Source organism: Pleionea sp. CnH1-48 (genome assembly GCF_024124665.1).
Taxonomy (GTDB): Bacteria; Pseudomonadota; Gammaproteobacteria; order Enterobacterales; family Kangiellaceae; genus JAMXSB01.
In genome coordinates this window covers 191578-217879 of record NZ_JAMXSB010000007.1, presented here as the reverse complement: position 1 = coordinate 217879, position 26302 = coordinate 191578, and the positions used below count along the sequence as shown (strand labels likewise).

Genomic DNA, 26302 nt, shown 5'->3' with positions numbered 1-26302 from the left:
TATTCGACAGCCTTTTTTGTGCTTAAAATCTAGCGATTATTCTTCTCGATAAAGATCAGGAGAAGGACAGCTACAAATAAGGTTTCTATCACCAAACACATCATCAATACGATTGACTATAGGCCAGAACTTACTGCTAAGCTGATCGTCTAACGGGAAGCATGCTTCTGCAATTGAGTAGCTGCGATCCCAGTTTGCAACATCGGCTTGAGTATGAGGAGCAAATTTTAGTGGGTTGTGTTCTTTGTCCATATCACCAGAAGCGACTTTGTTTACCTCTTCTTTGATAGCAATCATTGCGGCAATAAATCGATCTAACTCCGCTTTAGATTCACTTTCTGTTGGCTCGATCATTAAGGTTCCAGCGACTGGGAAAGACATGGTGGGTGCATGGAAGCCAAAGTCCATTAAACGCTTAGCAATATCAACTTCGGTAATACCGGTTTCTGCTTTTAATGGGCGCAAATCAATGATGCACTCATGAGCAACACGATCATTACGTCCTTTATAAAGAACAGGATAGTGCTCGCTCAAATGCTTGGTTAAGTAGTTTGCATTCAGCAGTGCCATTTCCGTTGCCTGACGTAGTCCCTTGGCACCCATCATTGCAATATACATCCATGAAATAGGCAAAATCATTGCACTACCATAAGGTGCTGCTGATACCGCTCCATTGTCACCAACGCCTTCAATGGTTCGTACACTGTGGTTGGGTAAGAAAGGTTTAAGGTGTTCTTTTACACCAATTGGTCCCATGCCTGGGCCACCGCCACCGTGAGGAATACAGAAGGTTTTGTGTAGATTCAAGTGAGAAACATCTGAACCAATATAACCCGGTGCTGTAATGCCCAACTGAGCATTCATGTTGGCACCATCCATATAAACCTGACCGCCGTGTTGGTGAACGATATCACAAATTTCACGAACGCCTTCTTCATAAACACCGTGTGTCGAAGGATAAGTGATCATGATTGCGGCAAGATTATCAGAAGCTGCTTCTGCTTTTTCTCGCAAGTCGTCTATATCAACATTACCCTTCTCGTCGCAATCAACAATGACGACTTTCATATTGGCCATCTGTGCGCTGGCCGGATTCGTGCCATGAGCAGAGCTTGGGATCAAACAAATATTTCTATGGGCATCGCCACGGCTTTCATGGTATTTCATGATAGCCAGTAATCCTGCGTATTCACCTTGAGCGCCGGAGTTAGGTTGCATGGCAAGCGCATCATAGCCAGTAATTTCAATCAACCATTCTTCCAGTTCGCCGATCATTTGATCATAACCTTTGGTTTGATCGAGAGGAGCAAATGGGTGCATGTCGGCAAATTCTGGCCAGGTGACTGGAATCATTTCGGAAGTTGCATTCAGCTTCATGGTACAAGAGCCTAATGCAATCATTGAGTGCGTTAACGAAAGGTCTTTGTTTTCCAAGCGTTTCAGATAGCGCAACATTTCTGTTTCTGAGTGGTAACTATTGAAAACTTCGTGAGTCAGAATGTCGCTGGTACGAACCAGATCCGCTGGAATAGCACCGAATGATCCGCTAACAACTTTGCTATCGAGTGAATCGATTTCTAGTGATTCTGTTTTACCAGTAATAACCTGCCATAAAACTTCGATATCTGCACGAGTGGTTGTTTCGTCCAGAGAAACTCCAAGACACCCGCTTTCATCGACTCTTAAATTCAATTCTGCTTGTTGAGCTCGCGAAATAATGGCATCGCGGTCTTCATTACAAGTGAAAGTAAGCGTATCAAACCATGATTTATTCTTGATAGTAACGCCTTCTGCCTGTAATGCAGAGGCAAGCAATGAGGTTAAACGCTGAATACGTGTCGCGATACGGCGCAGTCCTTCTGGACCGTGGTAAACCGCATAGAAGGAAGCAATGTTAGCCAGTAATACTTGCGCAGTACAAATATTAGAAGTCGCTTTTTCTCGGCGAATATGTTGTTCGCGAGTTTGCATTGCCATGCGTAAAGCCTGAGAGCCGCGAGTATCTTTAGAGACTCCGATGATTCGACCAGGTAAGGCGCGCTTATATTGTTCTCTTGTCGCAAAGAAAGCAGCATGTGGTCCACCAAAGCCCATAGGCACACCAAATCGTTGAGCACTACCGAGTACAACATCAGCACCTAGTTCGCCAGGTGACTTGAGTAATACAAGGCTCATGATATCGGCGGCAACAGAAACGATGGCTTTTTTATCATGTAGTTGCTGAATAATGGGCTCGATATTTTTGATGTCACCCGTGCGATCTGGATATTGGAGCAAAGCACCAAATACATCGTGATTAGCTGCTTCCTCAGCAGGCCCCATCACGATTTCAAAACCAAAGTACTCTGCTCGGGTTTTCATTACATCAATCGTTTGTGGGAAAGTTGCTTCGTCGATAAAAAACAAATTCGACTTTTTGTTTTTTGAAACTCGCTTAGCAAGTGCCATGGCTTCTGCTGCTGCGGTTGCTTCATCAAGCAGCGAAGCGCTTGCTAGATCTAATCCCGTTAAATCGATTGTCAATTGCTGGAAGTTGATGATGGCTTCTAATCTGCCTTGTGCAACTTCTGGCTGGTAGGGAGTATAAGCGGTATACCAACCTGGATTTTCTAAAACATTACGTAAAATAACCGTCGGTGTTTTTACATCGTAATAGCCCATTCCGATGTAAGATTTAAAGACTTTATTCTGTTGTCCTAAGCTTGCCAGATAATCCAGTGCTTCTTGTTCGCTGCGAATGTTAGGCAGGTTTAATGCGCATTCCAGTTGGATTTTCTTGGGAACCGTCTGTTCTACCAATTCATCAAGAGAACTCAATCCTAGCTCAGTTAACATCGCCTGAGTTTCTGACTCATCAGGCCCAATGTGACGACGGATAAACTCATCATGGTTTTCCAATTGTGATAATGATGATTGGTTGACTTGGTTCATATACTTTCCCAATGAAATTAACAGAGGATAATGCCGATTATCAAAACGGTGCTATCCAGACAATTAAGTAATGCTTTGATAACTCATTCAGTTGAAATAAATTCATACCTGAATGAGTAAACTTCATGTCGTGGTCGTATTTATTACGTAATATCGATAACGATGGAGTAATAATGCTGCCACTATTAAAAAACAAAGCCCCAACAGGAGTGCTGTCGAGGCTTGTATTGGTTTGGCTGAGTGTCGACAATTAGTCGTCTGCAACCTCATTGCCATAAGATTCTGCATCAAGCAGGTTGTCCATTTCGTCAATAGCTGATGGCTCTAAACGGAACATCCAGCCATCGCCATAAGGATCTTCGTTGACTAACTCAGGGCGTTCTTCTAGATTTTCGTTAACAGCTAGAATGGTACCCGAGATAGGAGCATAGATATCGGAAGCCGCTTTTACTGACTCAACAACCGCGATTTCGTCGCTGGATGCTACTTCGGCTTCTAACTCTGGAAGTTCAACATAAACGACATCGCCCAATAAGTTTTGAGCATGATCGGTAATACCGATAGTTACGCTGCCGTCATCTTCTACACGCGCCCATTCGTGACTGGAAGCGTATTTTAATTCACTTGGTATATCGCTCATTGGATTAAACCTCTTAATTCTCTAATTTGATGTCTCTTATTTTATACTAAAGGCTCGCCCTTGCGAACAAAGCAGGCTTTAACAACACGAGCTGGGATTTGTTTTCCGCGAATCTCAACGGTTACAGACTCTCCTGTCGCTTTAGGAACTCGTGCAAAAGCAATGCTTTTCTTTAGGGTAGGGGACATGGTTCCACTGGTTGTCTCACCTTCACCAATACCTTCTACAACGACTTTCTGGTGGGCGCGGAGGACACCTTTACCTTCAAGTACAAGACCTACCAGTTTGTTCTGAACACCCTCGGCTTTTTGCTGCTCCAGGGCTTTACGGCCAACAAAGTTGCGCTCTGCAGGCTCCCAGGAGATTGTCCAGCCCATGTTGGCCTCTAATGGCGATACTTCTTCATCCATATCTGAGCCATACAGGTTCATGCCTGCTTCCAGACGCAAAGTGTCACGGGCGCCTAGACCACAAGGCTTAACTCCTGCTGCCATTAAGGCATTCCAAAAGCTCTCAACCTTGTCGAGTGGAATCATGATTTCGTAGCCATCTTCGCCAGTGTAACCAGTACGAGCGATAAAGAAGCCTTCACAATCTACCGCAAAAAATACACCCATACCTGCCGTTGCCTGTTGTTGAGCTTCGCTGAATACAGCTTGGGTTTTTTCTATGGCATTAGGGCCCTGGATTGCCAGCATGGCAAAGTCAGTGCGTTCTTGTAGCGAAATCTCAAAGTCTGCGCCTTGTTTTTCCATCCAGGCTAAGTCTTTATCGCGAGTTGAAGCGTTAACCACTACGCGATAAAACTCGTCATTAATGTAGTAAACAATCAAATCATCTACCACACCACCTGCTTCGTTCAACATGCCGCTATAAAGGGCTTTTCCTGACTGAGTGAGTTTTGCAACATCATTGGCTAGCAAAAAGCGCAAATATTCTTTTGCCTGTTTGCCAGTTACGTCGACAATTGTCATGTGAGATACGTCAAACATACCTGCATCTTGTCTTACGGTATGATGTTCTTCTACTTGTGAGCCGTAGTTTAGAGGCATATCCCAGCCGCCAAAGTCTACCATGCGGGCGCCAGCATCAATGTGCAATTGGTGAAACGGAGTCGTTTGAGTCATTGACGTGTTTTCCTGTTTCAAACATAGGTGTGTGATTTTTGAGCGCGAATTATACCTGCGGAAAGCGCAATTAGAAATCGGATTTTGTTATGACGGCCGAAATATTATTAGGTAGCCTTAGTATCAATAAGTTAAGTTGCCCAAATCTTGTTCGTTAATGATTGGGCAACGGATCCATTAATGCCGTGTTGAGTCGCTTTGATCATGTCCTGCATTAGCAAAAACTTGTTCTACATCAATAACATCGAACTCATACTGACTGTTGCAAAATTCGCAGGCAGTGGTCAATTTGCCTTCTTCTTTGATGATCTCTAACAGCTCTTCTTTAGACATCACTGTCAGCGAATAAAGACTGCGCTCTCTACTGCAACCGCACTCGTAGGTCACAGGTTGAGGTTCGAATACTCGAATCTTATCCTGATGGTAGAGTCGGTGCAGGATGGTTTCCATATCTAACGATAAAGCTTCTTCTGCCTTGAGGGTTTGCGCTAGGTAGCTAACATGCTCAAAATCGGCTTCATTGTCGGCGTCTGGCATGGCCTGTAGTAGTAGACCTGTTCCAGCCGATACCCCATCTGTGAAGAGGTAGATTTGAGTGGGCAATTGCTCTGATTGCTTAAAGTAGTCTTCAAGGCAACCCGCCAGCGTGTGTTGATGCATGGGCACTATGCCTTGGTAGCGGCTACCAGAAGACGGCTCGATGGTGATTGCCATCTGTGCACCGGGCATGAGTTGCTTAAGATCGTCAGTGATAGGTGTGTCATCTTCACAGCGCACCACACCACGGAACTTCTGATCGTGAGTGGATTGGACCAGGAATAAAGAAAGAGGACCAGAAGATTGAGCTTGCAGGCTTAATTTCCCTTCAAACTTAATGGTCTCTGTGAGCAAAGCCGTTGCCAAAGTCGCCTCGATCAACTGCTTTTGAGCGGACTCGGGGTATTGATGATGCTTCAGCATATCAGTGAGTGTTGTCGATAATTGGACGATTTGGCCTCTAACGGCAAGATCTTCAAATAAAAATCTAAGGCTGAGATTAGTTTGGTTCATCAGGATGATCCCTGTTTTCGAATAAAACGATGAATTTGACGACGCTGTTTTTTGTCGGGCCTAGGATGATGAATAACACCTTCTGCCTGACGCTGCTCACGGGCTTTCTCGCGCTGAGCTATACTTTCAGCAGTCTCTTGATAAAGGGTTTGAGCGACTGTTGCGGGGCCTCGCTTACTTGAAATTGCCAAAACCGTCACCACCTTCTCTTCAACACCTTGACGGATATTTAAAGTGGCACCGGTTTGAACTATTTTGCCCGGTTTGATACGTTTGCCTTCGTAATGGACCTTTCCACCTTCTATGGCATCACGTGCGAGCGATCGTGTTTTAAAGAAGCGTGCAGCCCATAACCATTTATCAAGACGAACCTTTTCGTCAATTGTCATCGTTAAATACACTAAGATATGGTACAAAGCTCTATTTTAACTCGCAGAGCCGTATTTTCATAATATGTGACTTATTGCATGATTTAGCGGAGTAATTGGTAATAGTTACGCGGTGGGAGGCGAGTTAACGAGCATTTTTTGTTATGCTTTATCGCCCTCTGGATACAGAGGTCATTATGACTAAGGTTTTTGAAGGATACATTGCGGTATGCAGCCGTTAGTACAACAAATAATACAAAAAATCGGCAAACCACAGCCCTGGCTTGTAGTAGCAAGCATCGTGTTGACCGTTTACAGTCTTTACGCCGCTGCAAAATTAACGTGGCTATGGGTTGAAGGCTATTCAGCAGATTATAAAGTGGCCGCTCCGGCGCCCGTTGTATCGCCTCAACGAGGAGTGGGTGCACGGTTGTCTGTTAATAATGTGGTCAGCAAGCATCTCTTTGGTGATGCGACAGCGGCACCTGTGGTTAAAGAAGAGCCTAAGGTGCAAGAAGTCGTCGGCAAAACTGATCTTAATTTAAAATTGCGTGGCATTTATGCAGCTGAGTCTGACGATAAAGCTAATGCAATTATTGAAGGGGCTGACGGTAAGCAACATGTGTACTTTATCGGTGATCAGGTTAAGAACGCTCGTGGCGTAAAATTGCACAAAGTTCACCGAGAGAAAGTGATTTTGTCAAATAATGGCAATCTTGAAGCTCTGGAGCTGAATAAAGCTAAGAGCGTCGTGAGCGCCGTTCCTAGTCGAACGACAGGCCGGTTGGTTCGCGTAGATGCTAATCGCGGTGGTCCAGAGAAGCAGGTGAGTGTGGTTGATAATCCTCGGGTTCGTAAACAACTTAACGATTTGCGTCAAAAGCTCCGTGATGATCCTGTCTCTTTAAAAGATATGGTGCGTTGGGAGCCTGTTATGGACAACGGCATTATTCAAGGGGTAAGAATCTCTCCCGGAAAAGAGCGCCGCTTATTTTACGATATGAAACTGCGTCGCAATGATGTTATTACCAGCGTCAATGGCGCTCCTTTAAACGATCCTTCGCAATTATTAAGTCTCCAGCAGTCATTAATGACTGCTGGAGAAATTCACCTGACAGTACTCCGAAACGGTCAGGCGCAGGATATTTCAATTCGACTAAACGATGATAAGTAAGAAAACAGGTAAACCTATGAGTTTTAAAAGCAGGGAAAAATCAGGATTTTTGAGCGCTGCTCGACACTGGGTCGCATTGGGGTTGTGCGCTTTAATGATTCCCGTACACGCTGAAAAAGCGACGATTAATTTAAAAGACACCGATATTCGGGTTTTTATTGAGAGTGTGAGCCGTTTGACTGGCAAAACCATTATTGTTGGGCAGCGAGTTAAGAATCAAAAAGTCACCGTACTGTCTCAAAAGCCACTTGATGAAAGTGAAATCTGGGGTGTGTTCTTAAGCGTTTTGAAGCTTCATGGTTTTGGTGCGGTTGAAGATGGCGATGTGATTAAGGTGATATCTGATCAAGAAGCCAAAGCGGATGCCAGTATTGTTTTTACCGGACGAGAAAAAGGCATTCCTTCTGATCAACAAGTCACTCGAGTCGTTAAAGTCGAAAATGTCGAAGTAACTCAACTGGTACCTGTTTTACGTCAGCTTATTCCACAAAAAATGCATTTGGGACAGATTCGTGCAACCAACGTTTTATTGATTCACGATACTCGCGCTAACGTTGAACGCATCGTAAAAGTCATCAAGCAAATCGATTACGAAAGTAACGAAGAAATCGAAGTCATTGAATTGAAACATGCCGCTGCATCAGAAGTTGTTCGTATTCTTGAAACGTTACAAAAGCAGGGGCAGCAAAAAGATGTAAGTGCATCTAAGCCTCGTTTTGTCGCTGATGAGCGTACTAATAGCATTTTATTAAGCGCAGAGAAACAAGACCGTTTACGTTTAAGAGCGCTAATCGTTCGTTTGGATACTAAAAACGATGATGCCGGTAATACTAAAGTTGTTTACTTAAATTATGCCAAAGCACAGGACGTTGCGCAGCTGCTTGAAGGTGTGGGTGAGACCATTAATACCGAAGATGGTAAAGCTAAAGCGCAAAAAAGACGAAGCTCTGGCAAAGAGTACAGCATCAAAGCTCACGAAGATACCAACTCCCTTGTTATTACCGCTCAGCCAGATTTATTACGTTCGTTTGAAGCCGTTATCCGTCAGTTAGATATCCGCCGTGCACAAGTTCACGTAGAAGCTCTGATTGTAGAAATTTCAGATAATCGTGCCAAAGAACTCGGCGTACAATGGTTATTTGGCGGTTCTGGTAGCGGAGCGCCTGTGGGATTGACTCAATTTGGTAATACGGGTGTGCCGATTACTAATGTGGGTGCAGGTGTCGCTGCTTTACAAGGGCAGGAAACTGGTGGAGAAACGGTAGTTGATGGTAACGGTAACGCTACGGTGAATCCTGTTCGTCGTAATGGCGATAATGGTGCTGCTTTGGCACAAGTGTTAGGTGCTGTTCAGGGTATGGCATTTGGTTTTGGGCAAAGTGATTCTAATGGTGATTTGCAGTGGGCTGCACTGATTAGAGCACTTGGTTCTGATACAGAGTCTAATGTACTTTCAACACCAAGCATTACAACACTGGATAACGAAGAAGCGACCATCAGTGTCGGTCAAGAAATTCCTATCGTGACAGGTTCTGCACTTGGTAATAACAACTCTAATCCTTTCACAACCACTGATCGTAAAGACGTGGGTGTGAAACTAAAAATTACCCCTCTTATTAACGAAGGTTCTTCAGTCCGTCTTAAGATTGAACAAGAAGTTTCATCCATTGCGGGTGCAACAGGCCAAGACATTATCACCAATAAACGTGAAATTAATACAACGGTTCAAGTTGATGATGGCGGTCTTGTGGTTCTGGGTGGTTTAATTGATGAAGACATCCAGGAAAGCTCGCAAAAAGTTCCTTTACTAGGTGACATTCCATTCTTAGGACAATTATTCCGTTCTGAAAGAACCACCAAAACTAAGCGTAATCTTATGGTCTTTATCCGTCCTAAGATCTTACGTGATGACAAAAGCATTCATGAGTTGAGTTCCAGTAAATACAATTATATTCGCGCGCGTCAGTTAGACATGCGTTCTAAAGGTATTTCATTAATGGAAGGCGAAACGCCTCTGTTACCTGAATTCGATGATGCTTTGGCGTTACCACCTGGTTTTGATGAGTCAATAAAAGAGAAACAGGAAGATGAGTGATTCTGATGATCTAATGAGTGATTCTGATGACCTAATGAGTGATTCTGATGATCTCCAGATTGACGACAGTGTAGAAAACTTTATAGAAGAATCAATGGACAAAAGTAGTCCTGATTCTGCTATGTCTGCGGAGCCTGCTGGCTCCATGAGATTGCCCTTTGGCTTTTCTCGACGTCATGGTGTTGTCGTTGCTGAGCCCGACGCAACTCCAGCTGAAATTGTCACAAAGGAAGGTTTTGATCCTGAGATCATCGTCGAAGTTTGCCGACATATTTCAAAGCCGATTACTTTGAAAACCGTTGGTGACGAAGAGTTTGAGCGTATTCTAGGACAAACCTATCAAGGTGACTCTGCCGAAGCCATGCAAGCAATGGAAGACTTAGGCGATGAGATGGATTTGTTCCGTCTAGCCGAAGAAATTCCAGAAACAGAAGATCTGTTAGAAAACGAAGACGATGCCCCGATCATTAAATTGATCAACGCCTTGTTAACCGAAGCCATTAAAGAAAGTGCTTCGGACATTCATATCGAGACTTTCGAAAAAGAACTCAAAGTTCGTTTTCGTGTTGATGGTGTGTTACGAGAGGTGCTTTCTCCAAACCGTCAATTAGCGCCTTTATTGGTTTCTCGTATTAAAGTAATGGCAAAGCTGGACATTGCCGAAAAACGTATTCCTCAAGACGGCCGTATTGCGTTAAAAATTGCCAATCGTGCCGTTGATGTTCGTGTGTCAACCATGCCTTCCAGTCATGGTGAGCGCATCGTACTGCGTTTGTTAGATAAACAAGCGGGACGTTTAGACTTCTCGCATTTGGGAATGCCTACTCAGTTAATGCATCAGGTTAGTGATATTCTGCATAAACCTCATGGCATTATCTTGGTTACAGGACCAACGGGGTCAGGTAAAACCACCACGCTTTATGCTGGACTGACAATGTTAAACAGCCGTCAGCGTAATATTCTGACCGTTGAAGATCCTGTGGAATATTTGCTTGATGGCGTTGGCCAGACCCAGGTTAATTCTAAAGTTGATATGACCTTCGCTCGTGGTTTGCGAGCCATGCTTCGACAAGATCCTGATGTTGTTATGGTCGGTGAGATCCGAGATCTCGAAACGGCACAAATTGCTGTACAAGCGAGTTTAACAGGTCACTTGGTATTATCAACGCTGCATACTAATACTGCCGTTGGCGCTGTTACGCGTTTGGTTGATATGGGGGTCGAACCTTTCTTACTTTCATCCAGTATTTTGGGGGTACTTGCTCAGCGCCTGGTAAGAACGTTATGCCCAGACTGTAAAGAAGAAGACAAAGCAACGGCTAAAGAATGCCAGTTAATGGGATTTGATGTTGCAGAGGCTCCTGTTATTTATCGAGCAAAAGGTTGTGAAGAGTGTCGTCACCTAGGTTATCGAGGACGTCAGGGGTTGTATGAACTGCTATTAGTAGACGACGAAATGCGCACCATGATCCATAACGGTGCCAGTGAGCAAGAAGTCGAAAAATACGCTCGTCGATACAGTCCTTCTATTCGCGAAGATGGTCGAAACCGAGTACTAGAAGGCACCACGACAATTGAAGAAGTCTTAAGAGTAACCAGAGAAGACTAATGGCTGCATTTGAATACATTGCGTTAAACGAAAAAGGACGTCAAAAAAAAGGCATTCTTGAAGGCGATACTCCTAAGCAAATTCGTCAATCGCTACGCGATAAAGGAATGGTACCTTTAAGCGTTGAAGCGGTTACCGAAAAGCATCGTAAGCAATCTAAATCAGAATCTTTCTTTTCCAGTGCTAATACAGGACGCATGAGTGCGAGCGATTTAGCACTGATTACTCAGCAACTGGCTACCTTAATTAATGCTGCAATCCCTATTGAAGAGGCCATTAAAGCGGTTGCTGAGCAATGTGAAAAAGCCAAGCAAAAAACGATCATGATGGGGGTTCGCTCGAGAGTAGTTGAAGGACATTCTTTGGCGGATGCATTACGAGAGTATCCCAAGATATTTGATGATCTTTATTGCTCAATGGTAGCTGCGGGCGAAAAGTCGGGGCACCTGGATGAAGTGCTTGACCGGTTGGCTGACTACACGCAAAAACGACAAGAGTTAAGAAGCAAAGTCTCTTCTGCTTTGGCTTACCCAATGATTTTGGCTGTTGTGAGCTTTGGTGTTATTGCATTTCTTTTGTCTTATGTTGTTCCTAGCATAGTTGAGCAGTATCGAGACATGGGTGGTGAGCTACCGGGTATTACGCAGATAATGATTGCTGCCAGTGACTTTGTCATTAACTGGGGATTGTTTGTTCTTGTGGGGCTGGTTTTAGCCATTATGGGAATGCAGTTGCTGCTGCGTAATTCAGGGCGTAAAAAAAGCTGGCATCGCTTGATATTAAAGTTGCCACTGTTTGGCAAAGTTGCTCGAGGTATTAATGCAGCCCGCTTTGCACGTACGCTTTCTATATTAAATTCAAGCGCAGTCCCTCTATTGGGGGCGTTAAAAATTGCTGGTGAGGTAATGACAAATCTTGAACTACGCGAAGCTGTGCATGATGCGACATTAAAGGTCAGAGAAGGGACTAGTTTAAAGATAGCTTTGGCACAGTCGGGCTACTTTCCTCCAATGATGTTACATATGATTGCTAGCGGTGAAAGCAGTGGTGAATTGGATCGGATGTTAGAAAAGGCAGCCGATAATCAAGACCGGCAGTTTGAAACTTTAGTGGGTGTGATTACTACGGCTATTGGCCCTATTATGATTTTATTTATGGGTGGTTTTGTTTTGACGATCGTACTGGCGATCTTACTGCCCATCTTCCAGATGAACGAATTAATGTCAGGTTAAATTTTTGGAGAATTATACAGTGAAAAAACAAAGTGGTTTTTCCTTGATGGAAATCTTAATAGCTCTGGTTATTTTGGCTTTATTAGGGTCTATTGTTTTGCAGAGTTTTGGCGACAATGTAACAGAAGCAAAATATCTTAAGTTAAAGTCTGACTTTCAGAGTTTTGAAAATGCATTAGAACGTTTTTATAACGACAATGGTTTTTACCCGACATCTGAGCAAGGGTTAGAAGCTCTGGTGACTAAACCAGACAGTTCTCCTGAGCCTACTAATTATCCTAGCAAGGGCTATATCAAACGTATCGAAAAGACACCATGGAACAATGATTATCTTTATCTGTCTCCAGCTGAGTTTGGTGAAGGCGAATACGAAATTATCTCATTAGGTGCAGATAACGAAGAAGGCGGTGAAGATCAAAAAACCGATGTGACTAACTGGAACATTGCTGAAGTTCTAGAAGCCATGAAGGAAAAAGATAAGTGATCAGAAGAAATGCCGCTGGCTTTTCTTTAATAGAGATCCTAATAGCGCTCGTTATCGGAGCGCTATTAGTTAGCTTTTCTGTTCAAGTCTTTGGTGATAAACGAAAAGATGAACTCGAAAAGCAATCGCAGCGACTGTATGCACTTTTACGACAAGCTCAAGATGAATCTCTACTGAGATCCCTTGATATTGGTATTCGTATTGATGAAGAGTTTTATCAATTTTATCTTTATGACGGTGAAGAATGGTTGCCGCTAGAAGGTGATAAGTTTTTTGTTAAACGCGAGTTTCCTGAGTTTCTCGAAGTCAAACTGGTTGTTGATGGCAACACTTTGTTTGGTGAAGACGACGAAGACAATGTCGACATCTTTGAAGAGGAAGTTGATATTTTTGAAGGCGACGAGCCGAAGATAGAGCCTCCACAAATTTACATTTTGTCGTCGGGCGAGATGAACGATTTTAAAGTTGCTCTTGGTTGGACTGATGATGAGCCAACGTATTATTTAATCAGCGGCACCATGATCGGTGATATGGATATTGAAGGACCGCTATCAGGGGATTTAAGAATTGAGGTGAATGACGATGCGTTATTCAGTGAATAAAGGTTTTTCCTTACTAGAGGTGTTAATTGCGCTGACGATTCTAGCTACTGCTCTCATTGCTTTGAGTGGTTCTGTGAATCAGACATTTCGCAATCACGTCTATTTGAAAGATAAAACCTTTGCTCACTATGTCGCTATGAGGCGACTGGCAGAAGTGCGATTGCAGCCTGAGTGGCCCAATGAAGGTACGACTCGGGGCGATATTAAGATGTTAAACAATGATTGGAAGTGGCGACAAATAGTCTCTAAGACAACAGAAGCTAATTTGCGACGTGTAGAAATTTCTGTAGCTAACAAATCAGACGAAGAATATTTTTTAACAACCATTACCGCTTTTGTAGGTAAACCTTCAGATGGCAGATAATCGAGGATTTACATTACTAGAAATGCTGATCGCTGTTGCGATTACAGCGTTTATTGCTGTGTCTGCCTACTCGGTACTTAACTCTGCATTGGCTACGCAAAAAAGCGCTAAACAAAGTGATCGTCGTTTGGCTGAGCTGCAACGAGCCATGAACCGTATAGCCATTGATTTCCAACAACTGGTAATTAGAACCGTGCGTGATGAAAATGGCGATCCTAAAGCGGTTATGATTGGTGAAAAAGACGGCGATGCTTCACGCATAAGCTGGACGCGGCAAGGAAAATTAAATCCTGCACAGTTACCCAGAACAGAAATGGAGCGCCTGTCTTACCGAGTGAGCGATGATGCGTTAGTTCGAGAACAATGGTTAGCACTAGACATAGCGTCTGAAGACCAAAAAGTTGAGCGTCCCATATTAAGTGATGTAAAAAGTTTGGTCATTGAATACTATTCCGATGAACAATGGCATGAAGATTGGCCCATCGATCAAGATGAGCAAGTGGCACTGCATCAAGTGCCCGAAGCAGTAAAAATGAAAATTGAGTTAAATGACTTTGGGCTACTGGAGCAAGTCTACATCATTCCTTCTGGTCCTAAAAAGCAGCGTGATGATGGCTCAAGAGATTCTGGATCAGGCCAAGGTGGTTTTAATTCCGGCTCTGGCTCTGGAGGTAAAGAAGAAGGGGGGCGCAGAGGATGAAGAAAAATCATACTGGCGCGACCCTGATTATCGTTTTGGTAGTTGTGGCTCTGGCTACATTCATCGCTACTCAATTGATAGAACTAACCAGTTATGGCCAAAGGCGTACAGAACTCACTTTGGCAAGAGATCAGGTGTTTCAGTTGGCGCTTGGTGGAGAAGAGCTTGCGAAACAGTGGATGACTAAGGGCTTTGGAAAAGAGGTCGATAAGGTTCATCTCAACCAACCTTGGGCAACTACGCCATTAGAGTTTCCAATCGAAGGCGGAAAAATATCGGCGACTATTGAAGATGCAACAGCCTGTTTTAATTTAAACACCTTGCATTCTCGTTCGCAAGAGGTTCGCCCTTTAGGTGCTCCTGCCCCAGCGCCGCAGCCATCCCCACGACAAGGCGGAAGTCGAGGAGCTGAAGATTCAAAAAAAGATCCCGCTCAAGCTATTTTTGTTGATTTGATGCAATCGATATTAACGGATGTCGAAGTGCAACCTGAAGCTTTAGCCGCAGCGGTTATCGATTGGATTGACAGCGACTTTGAGCCTTATGGCCCAGACGGTGCGGAAGATCTGGAATACACCAGTTATGATTTTCCTTATCGGACGGCAAACAACTGGATGGCCAACAAATCAGAGCTAATGGTGATTAAAGGTTTTAATGCCGATACTTATAAAACGGTGAAAGACTATGTTTGTGTGTTACCTGGTGCTGAGCTAAATCAGGTAAATGTGAATACTATTTCTACAGAAAAAGCTCCGTTATTAAAGGCTCTCATCGGTGGAGATTTATCTGAGAGCGATGCTCAAGAAATTTTGACCAATCGTCCAGAAGATGGTTTTGATGAATCATCATTTTGGGAGCAAGTTAAAAATAGTAAGAAAGTTTCCAGCAAGCGAAAACAACGCATTACTTTTAAAAGCGATTATTTTTTGGTGCGTATGGAAGTGACCTATAAGGGGGCTACCTTAAAGATGGGATCACTGCTGCAAAGAGGAGCAAAAAAAGGTGCTCCTTTTGAAGTCGTTACCAGATATTTTGGAGAGTACTAAATGAAGAACCGTCTATTTATTCGATTAAAACAAGGGACGGAAGATGCCATCGAATGGGGGGTATGGAATCCTTCTGACGAGTCTTGGGCAGAACGAGGGCAATTGTTAAGAGCTGATCTGGTTGCGTTGGCTGAAAAGTCACGACAATGTGAAACGATTGTTATCGTACCTGCAAACGATGTGATTCAACGAGAAGTCGCAACACCTGTAAAGCAGTTAAAACAGATCCAGAAAGCGGTTCCCTATATGTTAGAGGAGCAGCTTGCAGATAGCGTTGAGCAGATCCATTTTGCCTATGGTGCACGCCAAAAAAGCGGTGACATCAAGGTGCTCTGGACTTCTCACCAAAATATGCAGCGTTGGCTAGAAGGATTTGAACAATGTGATATCAGAGTCGATGCTCTGGTTCATGAGCTTTCTTTATTGCCATCTTCTGACGATGCCATTGAAATTTTGCTCGATAACAATGTTGCCATGATCAATGAGCAATCTTCTTTCCGTTGGAGCTGTCAAAGAGATTTACTGCCATTGCTATTGGAGCAAAATAAAAAGGCGCAAAGTGGCGAAGAAGACAGCGAGGATGATGACGACGAAGATATGAGTGAGTTAACTGCTGATGTTAACGTTATTCGTCTGTCTCATACTGGTGAGTTAGAAGACTACTGGGAGCATAAAGAAAATGCTATTGCTAATCCTATCGATGCCGCGGACATTTTAGATTTTTATGTTCGAAATTATGATAAAACGACCATTAGTCTGCTGCAACAAGAGTACCAACCCAAAAGAGAATCTAATATTCAGTGGGCTAAGTATGGCCGTTACTTATGGGTTGTGGTGATTGCTTTAGTCATTCATCTAGGGTACCAAGGGTCTCGCTACTGGCACCTTTCTGAAGAAAATACCGCTCTAAGAGAGCAGGGTGAAAAACTTTATCGTACAGTTTTCAAGAAACGTGCGAGAAGCAGTAGTTTGCTTTCTCAAACGCGTCGTCTATTACGCGGAAAGAATAAAAAAGGCAGTGATAGCTCCTTCTTAAAATTGCTTAATCAAGTATCTACCCATATAGACTCACTAGAGAAAATAAAGCCAACGAGTGTTTCATTTTCAACAAAGAAAGGCGAGTTAAGAATGGATGTATTAGCACAGGATCTACAAGTGCTTAATGCATTTAAAGATACGTTAAAACAAAGTGGTCTTGCAGTGGATAACTCTTCAACATCTCAACAAGGCAATCGTTATTCTACCAGGTTGATTATTAGGAGCGGTTCATGAACGCTTTATTAGAAAAATATGAACAGCTATCTGAGCGAGACCAATTAGCTGCAAAGATAATAGCGATTGCAGCGGTTGTTGGTATTCTTATTTTTGGCATTCTTATGCCGATTAATAACGCTGTGAATGAATTAGAATCTGATGTAAGCGATAATCGCAAAGCGATCGTGATGCTACAGGAAGCTGCTCCACAAGCTGGCGGCAATTCAAGAGGTAAGCAGAGCTATCGTTCGTTATCAGATGTTGTTACGCGAACCAGTCGCAGCAATGGTTTTTCATTGTCTCGAATCGAAGAAAAGAAAAACGGCGAACTACAAGTCTGGTTTGATCGTATTGCATTTGACAAGATGATTTCGTGGTTAGCTAATTTGCAGAATACTTATGGTATCAGCAGTTCTGATGTCGCTATCAGCCAAACGTCTGAAGTAGGTATCGTGCGCGCTAATGTCAGATTAGTTGGACAATAAGGTTAATAAGTAATGTCTGTTAAACGATTTTTGGGATTGTTCCTACTTTTTATCTTTTTCTTGGTTGCAACGACACCGGCGCGTTGGGTTGTGCAAACTTTTATGCCAGAGAATGCTGACATTCGATTATCTGGTATCACAGGGAGCGTATGGAGCGGACATGCTGAATCAGTCGCTATCCAACGCCAGAGTATTAAAGATGTTTCCTGGACGATTAACCCTTTAGTTCTTATTACTGGCGGCATTGGCGGTAGTGTAGATATTCAAGATAAAGTTATTCAAGCTGATGGCTCCTGGAAGGCCGGGTTTGATCAAAGTTTTTCTGTTAGTGATTTTTCTATCGTAGCATCGGCTGCTAAGTTAAGTCCAATGTTGCCATTACAGGGCGCTAGCCTGAATGGCAACATCAAGGCTAACTTTGACAGTTTATCTATCGCCCAAGAAACGGGTTTAAGTGATGTCACGGGTTCCTTAGACTGGACGAAAGCTAAAGTGAATGCTAATGGCCAAAATCTTGATTTAGGTCACTTTAAATTGAACTTAGCTACCAATGATAAAGGTCAGGTCGTTGCTAATATTGCTAAGACTCGTAATGTGTTAGATGCCAAAGGAACCATCACTCTGGACTGGCCAAAGTCGGCGAAGCTCGATATTTCTGTTAAAGAAGAGCAACAGGGTATGCTACGGCAGGCTGTTAGTTTTATGAAGAAAGATACTGAAGCTGGTCGCCGTAAATTGGATATGACGGTACCACTGAATATGCGATAGTGATATGTTAGATTGGCAAAAAATAGATACCGTTCTGCTTGATATGGACGGTACCATTCTTGACCTTCACTTCGATAATTACTTTTGGTTGCATCATTTACCCTCAGTTTATGCCGAGCAAAATAATATAAGTCAAGATGAGTCCAGGCGTTACTTGATGTCTCTTTTTGACTCACTACGCGGAACATTAAACTGGTACTGTCTTGATTTTTGGACTGAGAAACTCAAGTTAGATATTGTCGCACTTAAGTATGATATTCAAACGAAAATTACCTTTAGACCACAAGCGCTTGAATTTCTTCAGGCATTAAATCGCTTAGAAAAAAAAGTCTACCTCGTCACCAATGCTCATCCTAAAAGTTTAGAAGTAAAACTGCTCAATGCGGACTTTACTCAATACTTCGAACAGTTAATTACCTCCCATGATTTTGGTTATCCCAAAGAGGAACAACAGTTCTGGCATGACTTAAGAACGAAATTGTCTTTTGATAAGCAACGAACATTGTTTATAGATGATAGTGTTTCTGTATTGGAGTCTGCACACAAATATGGGATTCAACATTTATTTGGTATCGCGAAGCCAGACAGTCAACAACCCGAAAAATCAATGGAGCCCTTTGTGGCTTTGCATCAGTTCAGTGAAATTATTAAGTTGTAGTTATGCACAAGAAACCTAAAGTATTAGAAACCAAAGAAGTCGCTCGCTCCAGATTATTTTGTGTTGAAGAGTTGCATTTGGAGTTTTCCAATGGCGCCAAGCGAGTTTATGAACGGCTGAAAGCGGGTGGCTCTGGTGCCGTCATGGTTGTTGCTATCAACGATAAAGACGAAGTATTGCTAATTCGTGAGTATGCGGCGGGCGTTCATGACTATGAACTGGCTTTGCCAAAAGGTCTTGTTGAGTCTGATGAGCCCGTACTTGAGGCAGCTAATCGCGAGCTAATGGAAGAAACAGGGTATGGAGCGAGAGAACTGACTTTGCTTAAGGTAATATCCCTGGCTCCAGGGTATCTTAGCCATCGTATGCATGTCATATTGGCGCGCGATCTTTATGAGCAAAAGCTAGAAGGTGATGAGCCAGAGCCGATAGAAGTCGTTCCCTATCCGCTAGCGAAACTAAGCACATTGGTACAGCAAGAAGACTTTACTGAAGCGCGAAGTATTGCCGCTCTTTATATGGCAAACGAATATCTGCGCCAATAACGAATATAGGATCAGAAGATGGACTACGCAAAACTGCTTGATGAAGTTGTTGTAATTTCAAAATCGGCTGGGCAGGCTATTCTTGATGTTTACCAGGATGATAACTTTGGCGTGCGAGTGAAATCGGATGATTCACCGCTGACAGAAGCTGATCTGGCTTCACATAACGTTATCGAAAGTGCTCTAAAAAAGCTAACGCCAGAGATTCCTGTGCTGTCAGAAGAGAGCACCGATATTTCTTTTGCAGAGCGACAGAAGTGGGAGCGGTTCTGGTTAGTAGATCCGCTTGATGGAACCAAAGAGTTTATTGCTCGTAACGATGATTTTACGACTAATATAGCTCTTGTCGAAAATGGTCGTTCTGTATTGAGCGTCATTTATGTGCCTGTCTTTGATGTATTCTATATGGCAGCGAAAGGGTTAGGCGCTTATAAAATCGAACAGGGTGAGAAGCAACGGATACAAGTTCGTACTGTCCCCCTTGTTAATGATGAAAAGCACTACACTATTGTTGCCAGTCGTCGTCACGGATTGGATAAAGTTGAGGCTCTGTGCCAGAAGCTTCCACACTATGATTTATCCAGTCGAGGCAGCTCTTTAAAGATGTGTATGGTCGCTGAGGGTTTAGCTGACTGTTATCCTCGACTGGCTCCTACCTCCGAATGGGATACTGCTGCAGCCCATTGCATTGTTGAAGAGGCTGGTGGACAGCTAGTTCGTACCGATTTTGAAGAGCTAAGATATAATACAAAAGAGAGTTTACTAAACCCTCATTTTCTTGTGTTGGGAGATGGTAATGAGGATTGGCGGTCACTCCTGAGCTTATAATATTTAGCTTTGAGTCTAACACCTAAATCGATTACAATCGCTCGCGCTTAGATGCATTGCGCCGTCAAGGATATGTGGGCGCATATTTTACTGATTTACTATAAGGAAACTATGATGGAGATACGTTCAATTGAGCAGCTTCAAGCTCAGGTTAATGCGAATCAAAAATTTAATTATTTGTTCTTTTGGGGACATCAACAGAAAGATAATAAGATCACTCAAAGTTGTTTCAGTCAGTGGTATGAAGCGTCTTTCGAAGTAAAAGGTATTGCTTTTAAAACTGCTGAGCACTTTATGATGGCTGAGAAAGCCAAGCTCTTTGGTGATCAGGTGCACTATGACAAAATCATTCATGCAACTAACCCGGGCGACGCCAAAGCACTTGGTCGTCAGGTTAGAGGGTATGAAGATGAACGATGGATTGCTCACCGCTTTGATATTGTCGTGCAAGCGAATCTTGAAAAGTTTAGCCAAAATCCAGCATTATCTGAGTATTTGCTAGGTACTGGTAAAAAAGTACTCGTTGAAGCAAGTCCGGTGGATAGAATTTGGGGCATTGGTTTGGCGGCTGATGATCCTAAAGCGCTAAATCCAAATAGCTGGTGTGGGCTGAATTTATTGGGTTTTGCTCTAATGGAAGTCAGACAACAACTAAGTAAAAAGATATAGCTAGATATCACAACAAATCGGAATAACATTAGAATTTTATGGGGAATGAATTATGAAGTATTTATTAGCGGCTGCTACTTTGGCATTTTCATCTTTAGCTGCAGCAGGGGGATATAGCTTTGCTGGGCAAAGCCCACTCAGATAGATCTTGAAAGAGGCAATGGCATAATGGTTTATGGAAGCTTCGGGAATCCAGCTCAATGTACAGTAGCTGACAGGTTCTATGTGCCAAGCAGTCATCCTGAATATGATAAGATCTATGCGATGATCTTAGCGGCATACACAGCACAACAGGACATTCGAGTTTATGCTCATTCTTGCGGGCCTGTAGGATGGTATTCTGTAGCAACGACCACTTATAACTTTCTCAGCAGTGGCTCTATTAGCGTCCGTCGCTAAGGCTAAATCATGGCTCGATGATATCATCGAGCCAATACTATCTATTGATCCTTTAAATTAGCTCCAAGGGTTTTTAACTTCTTTTCGATCTCATTCATCTTTTCATGAGTTTTTAAATCAATACTCAGTTTTCCATCCATAATCTTGATTAATGGATGAATGCTATTTTCCATGGTATCTGCCAGCGTTTTTAAGAGCTGATCAATTCCTGGTACTGGTTGGTTCACAACTTCTACCTGTGGTGGTTTTTGCTGGCTGATAAGCTGTTCAATAAGAGCTAACTGCTGTCCTGTTCCCGCAGTTTCATCTTTTTCTGTCTCTGATTTAGACTCGGGTAAGTGACTACGTAACTCACTAAACTGACTTACGAGATCATTTAATTGTGCAACGATTTGTGCTCCCGTATCAGCATCATCACCGCCCATCGCTTTATTTCTTAAGAAGTCTTTTTTAATGGCATCCCAACGTTGATTCTCCTCTTCGGTCATATTACCACGCAATTCAGCAAGCTTAAGCAGGTTTTCCTCTGCACCGTTAGTTAGCAACTGTGCTTCACCTTGATAGTGATCCGAAACGAGTTGGAGTAATTCATCTTCGGTCATAATGGCAGAAATTTTCTCTGTCATTTTATTCATGTTTCGATAAGAGCCCTGCAGTTTGAAGGATGGCTCAGTACGATACTTGTCATCTTTAGCGCTAGAGGCAATATACTCTCGGTTAACCTTCGATACGATAGACTGCACCATAAACATTTTTTGGAAAACAGAAGTGATCTCGCCTATCTCTGCCGCACTATAAGAGTGAGATAGATCTGTCGATGCGCTTTCTCCTCCTTTGGCGATATCAATAAGTTTATAAACGTCACTCATTTCTCGAGTGGCTAAAGGCGCAAGTACTGGATTTGAAGTCAGCGAGTTTTCTACATAACTTAATTCAAATACTTCTTCCTTACCAGAAAGTACATCACCAAGGTTATAAATATCGGCACGGTTCGCTAGCATGTCTGGGATCTGAAAAGCTTCCCCTGACTCTGTATAAGGATTCCCTGCCATGACGACACAGAATTTTTTGCCTCTCATATCATAAGTTTTTGAGTGGCCATTCCAGATACCTTCAATTTTACGAGTACCGTCACAGAGAGAGATAAACTTCTGCAAAAATTCTGGATTGGTATGCTGAATATCATCTAGATAGAGCATGACATTGTTGCCCATTTCAAGCGCCAAATTGAGCTTCTCCAGTTCTTGCCTCGCTGCACTATTCGAAGCTTGATTGGGATCAAGAGAGACAACATCGTGGCCAATGGTTGGACAATTGATTTTCATGAAAATAAGGCCCAGTCGATTGGCTGCATATTCCATCAAAGTGGTTTTACCGTAACCTGGGGGCGATATCATCAATAATAAACCCATCAAGTCGCTACGCTTATTGTCACCCACTGTACCCATTTGTTTGGCAAGATTGTCGCCAATAATGGGAAGGTAAGCTTCATTGATAAGACGATTACGCACAAAAGAGGAGAGCGGTCGTGCGATGTACTCTTCTAACCTCAATCGATGACGTTGCTGCTCGATGGTATTTTTTCTGACCTCATGGAACTGGTAGTAGCCTTTCTCTACTACTTCCTTGTGATGGCGTAGGCGATATAAAAACTCATCTAAAACCAATGGTAAACTTTGTTCCTTAATGCGTACATGCTGACCCAACAGATTGGCAATTGTAAAACTTAAATCGACTTGCTCAATATGATGTGAGATTCGTCGTTCTGCATTAAGTAAAGTGATTGCTTCTGGAATGAAGTTTTCCAGCTCCTTTTTGTCCTGACTTTTTACAAAGCCGGTGAGCCAGTCTTTTGTTAAGTGCCAACGCTTACCGATCTGGCCTGATAACATACGCAGTGTATCCTGGTAATCACGCCATAGATTATGAGTGTCCAGGTTGAGTTTAAATTCATCAACCAGTTGCTGAGCATATTTGGTATTCGCAAAGCTGATCTGAGCGTCTGCCAGCTCTGTGATCAGATACTCTGCTGATTGTTGCAGTTGAGTGTCATTTAATTCGATGGATTCTGTTTGAACGAAATCACTTAAGCTCTGAGCAATTTCTTTTTGTAGAGTGAGTAATGCCTCATTGTTGCTAAAGAGTTTTGCAATGTTGGTTGCATTCTTTGCTCTACTGGGCCACTCTTTCTGAGCTTCTGCTTGCTGGTAGTTAGCCCAGTAAATGGCTGCTGCAGCACGAGATATTGGTGTGTATCGCAAAGCTTTTGCTGATTCATAGCTAGGCACAAGAAGAGTGAGAATTTTTACAGCATCTTGATCATGAATACCTTTTTCATAACCCTCTTTGTAGCGTGGAGCGACAAAGCGTTTAACAAGATCAGATAATAAAGATGTGTCGGAACTTGCATGCAACAGCTCTTGCCATGTGATTTCGTTGGTATTATTAAGCGCTGAGTCCAGAATGCTAAAGGCAAGATATTCGCCTCGATAGACTTCGTTCGTTTCTGAAGGAAGCGTCATGCTCCAAAAGGGGCGAAGCGAATTAAGCTCGGAGTCATTCAAAGCTTCATAAAAATCAGTACCGGTAAGATGTATATAGAGATCATCTTCTCGAGGAATGATAGTAATGTCCAGCTCTTGAGTATTAACACTGAACTTATGCCGGTTGCCTAACTTGATGACCTTTCCACCATCTTCGTAGATATCTGACTTATCCCTGAGAGAGCGAATAGCCTGTTCTTTAATGGCTTTTAACTTTGCATTGAGATCGTCGGACTTTACTGCATCATCTAAATCGCTTAGTTGCTGAGAGAGCTGATTAATTTTCTGAACCAGTCCATCTGATGCAAAGAAAGAGTTGAGATCATCTTGATCAGAGAACCTTTGTGCGCGACGTTGAATACTTTGTAGTATCCTGCTTCCTGCATCGTAGACGGATTGACACTTGCGCTGTTGTTGCTCAAGAAGCTGCTGCTTGTGAGACTCGAAAGATTCAAAGATCTCATCTCTTTTGGTAAGAATATCCGTTAAAAACTCATCAAAGTCGCTGAACTGTCCTTCCAGTTCCTCTAACTGTACCAGTAGCCGAGATAGTTGCTCATCACATTTTTCTGGTGTTGATGAAAGGCCCAGTGCATTTTGAATACTCTGGTTTAACAGTTTAAATTGTGCAGCAAATTGCGCTTTGGCTTCTTCTGAGCCAAAACTCTTCTTTTTATGCTCAAGAGTGGCTTTCTGTTGATTTATCTTTGAGTAAACTTCTGATATCGAGTCAATGATGCGAGTTTGCAAGGTCGCATCGGGCACTTTTAAAGTACCCATCAGCTCGGATAAAAGATCCAGCCCCATGGCCATCTCGCCGATAGCATCGATAATAGGAGTAAGCTCTACAACACTTTCGCATTTTTCACTTTGCTGAACGTACTCATCAATCTTAACGTAGTAATTTTTAAGAGCTTCCTCTCCAGATAAGAACTCCAGAGTTTTCTGGTTTAAATCGTCTTCACACTCATCAACTTCTTTCTCTAGCTCCTCTATTACACTGAGATCAATATAACGATACTCTCTGATTGTTAATAGATGACCTCTTTGATGCTTTAACTCATTAAGAGCATTAACGTAGTCTTCTGGAGAGTGCCAGCTATCAGGAGTAATGTTTCTAAGAATATCTTGTTGTGAACTTCTGGCTTCTTTTAGAGCTAGTTCAGATTGTTTACGAATAGATTCAACTTTTTCGTATTCATCGATAACCAGCTCAGACGTCGCTGTCACTTCTTTTAATAGTTTCTCAATTGAAGACAGTTCACTAGAAACCAGCCAATGGTAGTTATCAAATATTTTAGAGCTACGCTTGCTTAAATCATGATAGTGATTAGCTGATGGATCTTTGTTTTTAATAAGCTTAACAATGGAGAAGAGTTCAGAGATGCCTCGTACAAGTTCAGCGTTGCCGATCTTTCCAAAGAAGTTCTGGCTTTGAGGTTGATTGCTGGCAAACTCGTCCGAAACATAAGGCGTTTGCCAAATTTGGATCGGATGAATTCGAGTGGCTTCTTCTTGAGCAAAGAACACCAGCATTTTTCCATCAGGATAGAATCCATATCCGTGTCCAAATATTGGGTTTTGCAAAGATTTATTAATTAAGTTGTACGGATAGAGAGCGACAATATTGGTGTCAGGTTGATAGAAAATAAACAGGACATCCTCGCCATTAGGAGAACGCATGACGCGTTTAAAGAGCAAGTTATCATACTCTTGATCAAAGGTTTTATACTCGCCTGTTGTCAGGTAATAACCATCAGGAAAGATCAAGCCGTGATCTTCCGGTAACTGAACACAGGACTCTCCGATTTTATCTATACGGGTTACTTTCTCTGTTGTCTTGTTAAAGACCAGATAGCGCCATTCTTCTTCTCGATAAGGTTTTATCTTCAGGACAATTAACTGACCTAGTTCAGCATAGAAGAATTCAGCATCATCCAGAGATTGGTTGCCATCTTCTACCGGCTCTGAGTAGATACCTTGTCCTACATTGGTATTATTTTCGACTTTAATTGTCAGATCACTGCGCAATGTATCGACAAACAGTGTATCGAGTACGTTGATATGTGGATGACGACCTTCTTCTACATCTTCCCGCTGGCATTCAGTCCATTCAAAATCATGGCTCGAGGGAAGCTGTATGTCTCTTTCTCCACGATTGTCGATGTAGGTTACCTGCTTACCATCACCTGATAAATCCCATCGAAAAACTCGAATATCTGATAAGCGATCACCAATCTGAAATGACGCAAGAAGCTTGCTGTCTTTGACAACCAGTTGAGTTAGAAACGTATTTTTATAATAAGTATAAAGTTCTCTAAAATCGCCTACAAAACTTTGGTCTGAAAGAAAAGTCTCGCTGATAGGAACAGGAGTAAGGTCAAAGTCGTTTTCGTTTGCCTCGAGTTTGTACACTGAGAAAACATCTTCAACCTTGGTTTCTTTTCGTAAACCTAAAAAGACGTTATAACCAAATAATACGTAATCGCCTACCAAGACCAGATCTCTGGCGTCGCAATTGTTTTCTGTTCGTAATCTAAGACGAGTGAGAACTTGCAGGTCGGTACTGCCAAATTCCTCTTCTCGAGAATGATTAAGCGCTTTGATTTCGGCATCAAGCTTAGCGCCTTGCTCTGTTAGACGATTACGTATTACTTCGTAAGCACCACCTTCGGTGACTGCGCTTTCAATAGATGAGTTTGCCGTTGAATCTGTATTATCGGTCACTGTC

General features: G+C 42.7%; 24 protein-coding genes. 17 read left to right on the top strand and 7 right to left on the bottom strand.

Going from position 1 to position 26302, the window contains the following annotated elements:
- Positions 1 to 36: 36 nt before the first annotated feature.
- The 6 genes from gcvP to NH399_RS12920 all read right to left on the bottom strand — a co-directional run bounded on the left by gcvP (position 37) and on the right by NH399_RS12920 (position 6137).
- Complete coding sequence (gene gcvP, locus NH399_RS12945) at positions 37 to 2931, bottom strand: aminomethyl-transferring glycine dehydrogenase (RefSeq protein ID WP_253040672.1); 2895 nt, start codon at positions 2929 to 2931, stop codon at positions 37 to 39.
- 40 nt (positions 2932 to 2971) lie between these two features.
- Positions 2972 to 3181 carry a hypothetical protein gene (locus NH399_RS12940; protein ID WP_253040670.1) on the bottom strand — a complete coding sequence of 70 codons (210 nt, stop codon included), beginning with the start codon at positions 3179 to 3181 and terminating at the stop codon, positions 2972 to 2974.
- Complete coding sequence (gene gcvH / locus NH399_RS12935) at positions 3182 to 3571, bottom strand: glycine cleavage system protein GcvH (RefSeq protein WP_253040668.1); 390 nt, start codon at positions 3569 to 3571, stop codon at positions 3182 to 3184.
- Between the two features lie 41 nt (positions 3572 to 3612).
- A complete protein-coding gene (gcvT, locus tag NH399_RS12930) occupies positions 3613 to 4698 on the bottom strand; it encodes a glycine cleavage system aminomethyltransferase GcvT (RefSeq protein ID WP_253040666.1) in 1086 nt (361 codons plus the stop codon).
- Between the two features lie 177 nt (positions 4699 to 4875).
- Entirely contained in the window at positions 4876 to 5748 is an 873-nt protein-coding gene (gene hslO, locus NH399_RS12925) for an Hsp33 family molecular chaperone HslO (RefSeq protein WP_253040664.1), read from the bottom strand.
- A complete protein-coding gene (locus tag NH399_RS12920; protein ID WP_253040662.1) occupies positions 5748 to 6137 on the bottom strand; it encodes an RNA-binding S4 domain-containing protein in 390 nt (129 codons plus the stop codon). Before NH399_RS12920 ends, hslO begins: the two co-directional genes overlap by 1 nt.
- Before the next feature lie 208 nt (positions 6138 to 6345).
- Between NH399_RS12920 and gspC the strand changes: the two genes are divergently transcribed.
- The 17 genes from gspC to NH399_RS25545 all read left to right on the top strand — a co-directional run bounded on the left by gspC (position 6346) and on the right by NH399_RS25545 (position 21028).
- Positions 6346 to 7290 (top strand): type II secretion system protein GspC, encoded by a 945-nt coding sequence (gspC, locus tag NH399_RS12915; RefSeq protein ID WP_253040660.1) that lies wholly within the window; start codon positions 6346 to 6348, stop codon positions 7288 to 7290.
- A gap of 16 nt (positions 7291 to 7306) precedes the next feature.
- Positions 7307 to 9385: a type II secretion system secretin GspD gene (gene gspD / locus NH399_RS12910; RefSeq protein WP_253040658.1), complete on the top strand. Its 2079-nt coding sequence runs from the start codon at positions 7307 to 7309 to the stop codon at positions 9383 to 9385.
- 94 nt (positions 9386 to 9479) lie between these two features.
- On the top strand, positions 9480 to 10994 hold the full coding sequence (gene gspE, locus NH399_RS12905; RefSeq protein ID WP_305885096.1) for a type II secretion system ATPase GspE: 1515 nt from the start codon (positions 9480 to 9482) through the stop codon (positions 10992 to 10994).
- Positions 10994 to 12226 carry a type II secretion system inner membrane protein GspF gene (gene gspF / locus NH399_RS12900; protein ID WP_253040656.1) on the top strand — a complete coding sequence of 411 codons (1233 nt, stop codon included), beginning with the start codon at positions 10994 to 10996 and terminating at the stop codon, positions 12224 to 12226. Before gspE ends, gspF begins: the two co-directional genes overlap by 1 nt.
- A 19-nt stretch (positions 12227 to 12245) precedes the next feature.
- The gene (gene gspG / locus NH399_RS12895; protein ID WP_253040654.1) at positions 12246 to 12710 is read left to right on the top strand and encodes a type II secretion system major pseudopilin GspG; all 465 of its coding nucleotides are present in this window, start codon (positions 12246 to 12248) and stop codon (positions 12708 to 12710) included.
- Positions 12707 to 13312, top strand: a complete 606-nt coding sequence (locus NH399_RS12890; RefSeq protein ID WP_253040652.1) for a Tfp pilus assembly protein FimT/FimU — start codon at positions 12707 to 12709, stop codon at positions 13310 to 13312. Before gspG ends, NH399_RS12890 begins: the two co-directional genes overlap by 4 nt.
- Entirely contained in the window at positions 13293 to 13676 is a 384-nt protein-coding gene (gene gspI, locus NH399_RS12885) for a type II secretion system minor pseudopilin GspI (RefSeq protein ID WP_253040650.1), read from the top strand. The genes NH399_RS12890 and gspI overlap by 20 nt, the downstream gene beginning before the upstream one ends.
- Positions 13666 to 14376 (top strand): type II secretion system minor pseudopilin GspJ, encoded by a 711-nt coding sequence (gene gspJ / locus NH399_RS12880; RefSeq protein ID WP_253040648.1) that lies wholly within the window; start codon positions 13666 to 13668, stop codon positions 14374 to 14376. Before gspI ends, gspJ begins: the two co-directional genes overlap by 11 nt.
- Positions 14373 to 15422 (top strand): type II secretion system minor pseudopilin GspK, encoded by a 1050-nt coding sequence (gene gspK, locus NH399_RS12875; RefSeq protein ID WP_253040646.1) that lies wholly within the window; start codon positions 14373 to 14375, stop codon positions 15420 to 15422. Before gspJ ends, gspK begins: the two co-directional genes overlap by 4 nt.
- Positions 15423 to 16694: a type II secretion system protein GspL gene (gspL, locus tag NH399_RS12870; RefSeq protein ID WP_253040644.1), complete on the top strand. Its 1272-nt coding sequence runs from the start codon at positions 15423 to 15425 to the stop codon at positions 16692 to 16694.
- Positions 16691 to 17161, top strand: a complete 471-nt coding sequence (gspM, locus tag NH399_RS12865; protein WP_253040642.1) for a type II secretion system protein GspM — start codon at positions 16691 to 16693, stop codon at positions 17159 to 17161. The genes gspL and gspM overlap by 4 nt, the downstream gene beginning before the upstream one ends.
- Positions 17162 to 17173: 12 nt before the next feature.
- The gene (locus tag NH399_RS12860) at positions 17174 to 17929 is read left to right on the top strand and encodes a type II secretion system protein N (protein ID WP_253040640.1); all 756 of its coding nucleotides are present in this window, start codon (positions 17174 to 17176) and stop codon (positions 17927 to 17929) included.
- Between the two features lie 4 nt (positions 17930 to 17933).
- A complete protein-coding gene (gene yrfG / locus NH399_RS12855; protein ID WP_253040638.1) occupies positions 17934 to 18587 on the top strand; it encodes a GMP/IMP nucleotidase in 654 nt (217 codons plus the stop codon).
- 2 nt (positions 18588 to 18589) lie between these two features.
- Positions 18590 to 19132 carry an ADP compounds hydrolase NudE gene (nudE, locus tag NH399_RS12850; protein ID WP_253040637.1) on the top strand — a complete coding sequence of 181 codons (543 nt, stop codon included), beginning with the start codon at positions 18590 to 18592 and terminating at the stop codon, positions 19130 to 19132.
- A gap of 18 nt (positions 19133 to 19150) precedes the next feature.
- Entirely contained in the window at positions 19151 to 19960 is an 810-nt protein-coding gene (cysQ, locus tag NH399_RS12845; RefSeq protein ID WP_253040636.1) for a 3'(2'),5'-bisphosphate nucleotidase CysQ, read from the top strand.
- 111 nt (positions 19961 to 20071) lie between these two features.
- A complete protein-coding gene (locus NH399_RS12840) occupies positions 20072 to 20629 on the top strand; it encodes an NADAR family protein (RefSeq protein ID WP_253040635.1) in 558 nt (185 codons plus the stop codon).
- A 264-nt stretch (positions 20630 to 20893) separates the two neighbouring features.
- The gene (locus tag NH399_RS25545) at positions 20894 to 21028 is read left to right on the top strand and encodes a hypothetical protein (protein WP_256489520.1); all 135 of its coding nucleotides are present in this window, start codon (positions 20894 to 20896) and stop codon (positions 21026 to 21028) included.
- A 41-nt stretch (positions 21029 to 21069) separates the two neighbouring features.
- Here NH399_RS25545 and NH399_RS25935 read toward each other — a convergent pair whose 3' ends face one another.
- Positions 21070 to 26298 (bottom strand): DNA repair ATPase, encoded by a 5229-nt coding sequence (locus NH399_RS25935; protein WP_253040634.1) that lies wholly within the window; start codon positions 26296 to 26298, stop codon positions 21070 to 21072.
- Positions 26299 to 26302: the final 4 nt, after the last annotated feature.

What these genes read in the sequence shown, in the direction of transcription:
- gcvT (WP_253040666.1), bottom strand. Translation starts at nt 4,698, where the DNA reads ATGACTCAAACGACTCCGTTTCACCAATTGCACATTGATGCTGGCGCC.
- nudE (WP_253040637.1), top strand. Translation starts at nt 18,590, where the DNA reads ATGCACAAGAAACCTAAAGTATTAGAAACCAAAGAAGTCGCTCGCTCC.
- gspF (WP_253040656.1), top strand. Translation starts at nt 10,994, where the DNA reads ATGGCTGCATTTGAATACATTGCGTTAAACGAAAAAGGACGTCAAAAA.
- NH399_RS12920 (WP_253040662.1), bottom strand. Translation starts at nt 6,137, where the DNA reads ATGACAATTGACGAAAAGGTTCGTCTTGATAAATGGTTATGGGCTGCA.
- gcvP (WP_253040672.1), bottom strand. Translation starts at nt 2,931, where the DNA reads ATGAACCAAGTCAACCAATCATCATTATCACAATTGGAAAACCATGAT.
- hslO (WP_253040664.1), bottom strand. Translation starts at nt 5,748, where the DNA reads ATGAACCAAACTAATCTCAGCCTTAGATTTTTATTTGAAGATCTTGCC.
- yrfG (WP_253040638.1), top strand. Translation starts at nt 17,934, where the DNA reads ATGTTAGATTGGCAAAAAATAGATACCGTTCTGCTTGATATGGACGGT.
- gspM (WP_253040642.1), top strand. Translation starts at nt 16,691, where the DNA reads ATGAACGCTTTATTAGAAAAATATGAACAGCTATCTGAGCGAGACCAA.
- gspL (WP_253040644.1), top strand. Translation starts at nt 15,423, where the DNA reads ATGAAGAACCGTCTATTTATTCGATTAAAACAAGGGACGGAAGATGCC.
- cysQ (WP_253040636.1), top strand. Translation starts at nt 19,151, where the DNA reads ATGGACTACGCAAAACTGCTTGATGAAGTTGTTGTAATTTCAAAATCG.
- gcvH (WP_253040668.1), bottom strand. Translation starts at nt 3,571, where the DNA reads ATGAGCGATATACCAAGTGAATTAAAATACGCTTCCAGTCACGAATGG.
- NH399_RS12840 (WP_253040635.1), top strand. Translation starts at nt 20,072, where the DNA reads ATGATGGAGATACGTTCAATTGAGCAGCTTCAAGCTCAGGTTAATGCG.
- gspE (WP_305885096.1), top strand. Translation starts at nt 9,480, where the DNA reads ATGGACAAAAGTAGTCCTGATTCTGCTATGTCTGCGGAGCCTGCTGGC.
- gspC (WP_253040660.1), top strand. Translation starts at nt 6,346, where the DNA reads ATGCAGCCGTTAGTACAACAAATAATACAAAAAATCGGCAAACCACAG.
- gspD (WP_253040658.1), top strand. Translation starts at nt 7,307, where the DNA reads ATGAGTTTTAAAAGCAGGGAAAAATCAGGATTTTTGAGCGCTGCTCGA.
- gspJ (WP_253040648.1), top strand. Translation starts at nt 13,666, where the DNA reads ATGGCAGATAATCGAGGATTTACATTACTAGAAATGCTGATCGCTGTT.
- gspK (WP_253040646.1), top strand. Translation starts at nt 14,373, where the DNA reads ATGAAGAAAAATCATACTGGCGCGACCCTGATTATCGTTTTGGTAGTT.
- NH399_RS25545 (WP_256489520.1), top strand. Translation starts at nt 20,894, where the DNA reads ATGATCTTAGCGGCATACACAGCACAACAGGACATTCGAGTTTATGCT.
- gspI (WP_253040650.1), top strand. Translation starts at nt 13,293, where the DNA reads ATGCGTTATTCAGTGAATAAAGGTTTTTCCTTACTAGAGGTGTTAATT.
- NH399_RS12860 (WP_253040640.1), top strand. Translation starts at nt 17,174, where the DNA reads ATGTCTGTTAAACGATTTTTGGGATTGTTCCTACTTTTTATCTTTTTC.